The organism is Variovorax sp. GW460-12-1-14-LB1, from assembly GCF_059423605.1.
Genome location: NZ_JBWKYF010000074.1, coordinates 1 through 5,131, shown reverse-complemented (window position 1 = coordinate 5,131; position 5,131 = coordinate 1). Strand labels below are relative to the sequence as shown.

Below are 5,131 nucleotides of genomic sequence, written 5' to 3'. Positions count from 1 at the left end.
GCGTTGCCGCGCACGCGGCGCCAGTCGGGGGCGCGCTCGTACAGCGCGAAGGCGCGGCGCAGGGCGCGGTCGTAGTCGGCGTCCTCGAAGCGGTCGAACACGAAGCCGGTGGCGGCGCCGCTTGCCATGTCTTCCAGCGTGCAGTCGACGACGGTGTCGGCCAGCCCGCCGACGCGGCGCACCAGCGGCAGGCTGCCGTACTTCAGGCCGTACATCTGCGTGAGGCCGCAGGGCTCGAACAGCGAGGGCACGATCGTCACGTCGCCCGCGCCGAAGAGCTGGTGCGCCAGCGTCTCGTCGTAGCCGATGGTGACGCTCACCGAGGCGGGCGCCGCCGCCGCGCGCTGGCGGAAGGCTTCTTCAAGCCAGCCTTCGCCGCTGCCCAGCAGCGCGAGCTGGCCGCCCTGCGCGAGCAGCGTGTCGAGGCCGCCGAGCACGAGGTGCAGGCCCTTCTGTTCGGTGAGCCGGCTCACCACGATGAACAGCGGCGCGTCGGGGCGCTCGGCCAGCCCCAGCTGGCGCTGCAGCACCGACTTGCAACGCGCCTTGCCGGCCATGTGGCGGCCCTCGGGCGCCTGGTAGCCCTGCACCAGCGCGGCGTCGGTGGACGGGTTCCACACCTGGTCGTCCACCGCGTTGAGGATGCCGCTGAGCACGCCGGCGCGCTGGCGCAGCAGGCCGTCGAGGCCACAGCCCTGCTCGGGCGTCTGGATCTCCAGCGCGTAGGTCGGGCTCACGGTGGTGAGCTGGTCGGCAAAGTAGAGGCCGCCCTTCATGAAGGAGATCTGGCCGTGGTACTCCAGCCCGTTCATGTGGAAGGCCGGCGCCGGCAGGCCGAGTTCGGCGAAGTGCCAGGGCGCGAACACGCCCTGGTAGGCCAGGTTGTGCACCGTGAACACGCTGCCCGTGCGCGGGCCGCCCGCGCGCCGCGCGAAGGCCAGGTAGGCGGGTGCGAGCGCCGCGTGCCAGTCGTGCGCGTGCACGATGTCGGGCCGCCAGCCGGGGTCGAGCCCCTGCGCGAGCTGCGCCGCCGCCCAACCCAGCAGCGCGAAACGCCGGTGGTTGTCGCCGTAGGGCTGGCGCGTGGTGTCTTCGTAGGGATTGCCGGGCCGGTCGTACAGCGCGGGCGCGTCGATCACGTAGGTGGGAATCGGCGGCGCGCAGGCGATGGCGACGTGCCCGGCGCGCAGGCCGAAGCGCTCGCCCCAGGGCGCGGTGAACTCGGCCACCGGCACCAGGTCGCGCACGCCGGCCACGATGGCGGGAAAGCCCGGCAGCAGCGCGCGCGCCTCCTGCCCCGCGGCCATGAGCGCCAGGGGCAGGGCGCCGGCGATGTCCGCCAGGCCGCCGGTCTTCAGGAGGGGAAACAGCTCGGCGCTGACCTGGAGGATGCGCATGGTGGTGCGGTCGATCAGGCGGCGGCCGCGGGCGCGGGGTCCGGCGCGAGCCGCTTGAGCATTTCGCGCGTGACCAGCACCACGCCCGTTTCCGTGCGCTCGAAGCGCGCTGCATCGGCTTCGGCGTCTTCGCCGATGACCGTGTCGTCGGGGATCACGCAGCCGCGGTCGATCACCACGCGGTTCAGCCGGCAGCCGCGGCCCACTTCCACATCGGGCAGCAGCACAGCTTCGTTGATCTCGCAGAAGGAGTGGATGCGCACGCCCGAGAACAGCACCGCGCTGCTGATCTTCGAGCCCGAAACGATGCAGCCGCCCGAGACGATGGTGTTGACCGTCATGCCGTGCTTGCCCTCGCGGTCGAGCACGAACTTGGCCGGCGGCAGCTGCCGCTGGTAGGTCCAGATGGGCCAGTCCGTGTCATAGATGTCGAGCTCCGGGGTGATCGAGGCCAGGTCGAGGTTGGCTGCCCAGAATGCATCAATCGTGCCCACGTCGCGCCAGTAGGCCTTGGCGTCGGGCCCGCGCGAGGCGCGCGTGACGCACGACATGCTGAACGGATGCGCCAGCGCGCGGCCCTCGGCCACGGCGCGCGGGATGATGTCCTTGCCGAAGTCGTGGCTCGAGTCGGGGTTGGCGTTGTCTTCCTCGAGCAGCCGGTACAGGTAGGCCGAGTCGAAGATGTAGATGCCCATGCTGGCCAGCGCCAGGTCGGGGTGGCCGGGCATGGCGGGCGGATCGGCGGGCTTCTCGAGGAAGCTGGTGATCTGGCGGCCGTCGTCCACCGCCATCACGCCGAAGGCTGTGGCCTCGTGGCGCGGCACCTCGATGCAGCCGACCGTGCAGCCCAGGCCGCGCTCGGCGTGGTCCTTGAGCATGATGGAGTAGTCCATCTTGTAGATGTGGTCGCCGGCCAGCACCACCACGTAGTCGTGCGGCGTGGAGCGGGTGCTGATGATGTCCAGGTTCTGGAACACCGCGTCGGCCGTGCCGCGGTACCAGTGCTCGTCGCCCATGCGCTGCTGCGCGGGCAGCACGTCGACCATCTCGTTGAGCTCGGCGCGCAGGAAGCTCCAGCCGCGCTGCAGGTGGCGCATGAGCGAGTGCGACTTGTACTGTGTGACCACCGCCATGCGCCGGATGCCGGAGTTCAGGCAGTTGGACAGCGCGAAATCGATGATGCGGAACTTGCCGCCGAAGTACACGGCCGGCTTGGCGCGCCGGTCGGTGAGCTGCTTGAGGCGGGAGCCCCGGCCGCCGGCCAGCACCAGCGCGATGGTGCGGCGGACCAGTTGATGGGCCTGCAGGGGGGGCTGCGGGGCTTGCGTGCCCTGGGTGTTGAGCTTGTCCATCTGTGTCTCCGTTCGTTCGTTCATTCGCTTGTATTGAATTCGTCGTCTTCAGAGTGTCCGCACCGAGTCTGGCACTGCGCCGTGGGCTTGGCTCCTACGTTCTTGCAAGCCAGAGGCTCGAAACCGGCACCTCCACCGCGCGGCCCAGCAGGCGGGGCGCGGCGCGCAGGGCGTCGGGGTCTTCGGCATCGGTGGCCAGGCAGCAGTGCCAGTCGCCGTCCGGCAACGTGAAGGCGACGGGGCTCGGGCCCGTATTCACCAGCACCAGCCAGGCGTCCTCGGCATTCCCGAACAGGATCGCAAGGGCCGTGCCCGCATGCCAGTCGGCCGGTGCCATCGGCTGACCGTCGGGGCGCAGCCAGCGCAGGCCCGGCGGTGCGCCGTCGGTCGGCGGTTCGGCCGGCCACCAGCGCGTGCTGCGCAGCACCGGCGCCTCGCGCCGCAGGGCGGTGAGCCGCGCGACGAACGCAGTCAGGCGCGCGCGTTCGCTGGCCGGGTCGGACAGCCCGATCCAGCCGAGCCAGGTGGTCTCGTTGTCCTGGCAGTAGGCGTTGTTGTTGCCGTTCTGGCTGTGGCCGAGTTCGTCGCCGGCCAGCAGCATCGGCGTGCCTTGCGACAGGAGCAGCGTGGCGAGCAGCGTGCGCTGCAGGCGCGCGCGCAGGGTGCGCACGGCGGGGTCGTCGCTCGGGCCTTCGACGCCGCAGTTGGTACTCAGGTTGTGCGCATGGCCGTCGCGGTTGTCTTCGCCGTTGGCGAGGTTGTGGCGCTGCTCGTAGCTCACGAGGTCGCGCAGCGTGAAGCCGTCGTGCGCGGTGATGAAGTTGACGCTCGCGGTCGGTGCGCGGCCGTCGTGCGCGAAGCTCGCGCTGGAGGCCGTGAAGCGGTGCGCGAAGTCGCCCAGGCCGGCGGCGCCCTCGCGCCCCTGGCGCAGCCAGAAGCCGCGTTGCGTGTCGCGGAAGCGGTCGTTCCATTCGAGCCAGCCGGGCGGGAACTCGCCGAGCCGGTAGCCGCCGGGGCCGAGGTCCCAGGGCTCGGCGATGCGCAGCGTGCGCGACAGCACCGGGTCTTGCGCCATCGCCGCGAAGAAGGGCGCGCGTGCATCGAAGCCACGCTGTGCGTCGCGGCCCAGCACCGTGGCGAGGTCGAAGCGGAAGCCGTCGACGCCCATCTCGCAGGCCCAGAAGCGCAGGCTGTCCATCACCAGCTGCAGCACGCGCGGCTCGCCGAGGTTCAGACAGTTGCCCGTGCCGGCCCAGTTCTCGTACAGGGCGCGGTCGTCCTGGCGCAGGTGGTAGTACAGGGCGTTGTCGATGCCGCGCAGCGAGAGCGTGGGGCCGAGTTCGTCGCTTTCGGCGCTGTGGTTGTAGACCACGTCGATCACCAGCTCCATGCCGCGCGCATGCACCGCATCGGCCATCGCGCGGAACTCGCTGGCGGGGGTGGTGCCGGGGCGGCCGCTCCAGAAGCGCGCTTCGGGGGCGAACCAGCCGATGGTGTTGTAGCCCCAGTGGTTGGTCAGGCCTTTGGCAAGCAGGCGCTGTTCGTCGGCGCGGTGCTGCACGGGCATGAGGCTGAGGGTGGTGATGCCCAGGCGTTGCAGGTGGTCGAGGATGGCGGGTTCTGCGAGGCCTGCGTAGGTGCCTCTTAGGGGTTCTGGCACACCCGGGTGCTGGTGGGTGAGGCTGCGGATGTGGAGTTCGTAGAGGACGCGGTCGGTGGGGGGGATGTGGGCTTGGCCTGCTGTTTTGGGTGCGTTGCTGGGGGCTGTGACGCGGGCCTTGAGGGCGATGGGGGCGTTGTCTCTGTGGTCGCGTTGGGTCGGGTCTGTGAGGGCGTGGCCCAGGAAGAGGTCGCTGCCGTTGTAGTGGCCGAGGATTTCTCGGGCGTAGGGGTCGAGGAGGAGCTTGGCGGGGTTGAAACGCTTGCCCTCTTGGGGGGACCAGGGGCCGTGGACTCGGTAGCCGTAGATCAGGCCGGGACGGGCGGTGGGGAGGTGGCCGTGCCAGATGCCGTCTGTGCACTCTGGGAGCGGCAGGCGCTGTTGCTCGCTCTTGCCTGTGCTGTCGAAGAGGCAGAGTTCTACTTTGCTGGCTGTTGGCGCTGTGAGGGCGAAGTTGACGCCTTGATTTGATGGGGTTGCGCCTAGTGGGAGGGGATGGCCTGGGCTCAGCATTTTTTGGGCCTCGCCGTGGGTTTGCTTTCCGAGGCCGGGACTCGCCCCGGCGGGCGACTCACTTTCTTTGCTTCGCCAAAGAAAGTAAGCAAAGAAAGGCGGCCCCACTGTCTGCGACCCTCCGCTTCGCTGCGGGCAACCTGCGGTGCTCGCGTTTCGCGGGGTCTCGCAGAACTCGCTTCGCTCAAACAGCTGCGAGCCCTGATCCG

3 protein-coding genes are annotated in these 5,131 nt (G+C 70.0%); all 3 read right to left on the bottom strand.

Features of this window, described 5'->3' with window-relative positions:
* Positions 1–1,397: glycogen synthase GlgA (gene glgA / locus AC07Y4_RS27200; protein WP_495275388.1), on the bottom strand; the 1,397-nt coding region annotated here is incomplete at its 3' end.
* Between the two features lie 14 nt (positions 1,398–1,411).
* On the bottom strand, positions 1,412–2,749 hold the full coding sequence (gene glgC / locus AC07Y4_RS27195; protein WP_487848771.1) for a glucose-1-phosphate adenylyltransferase: 1,338 nt from the start codon (positions 2,747–2,749) through the stop codon (positions 1,412–1,414).
* A 94-nt stretch (positions 2,750–2,843) separates the two neighbouring features.
* The gene (glgX, locus tag AC07Y4_RS27190; protein ID WP_495275387.1) at positions 2,844–4,922 is read right to left on the bottom strand and encodes a glycogen debranching protein GlgX; all 2,079 of its coding nucleotides are present in this window, start codon (positions 4,920–4,922) and stop codon (positions 2,844–2,846) included.
* Positions 4,923–5,131 lie beyond the last annotated feature (209 nt).

Excerpts from the sequence above, each read along its gene's own strand:
- glgC (WP_487848771.1), bottom strand. The coding sequence starts at position 2,749 with ATGGACAAGCTCAACACCCAGGGCACGCAAGCCCCGCAGCCCCCCCTG.
- glgX (WP_495275387.1), bottom strand. The coding sequence starts at position 4,922 with ATGCTGAGCCCAGGCCATCCCCTCCCACTAGGCGCAACCCCATCAAAT.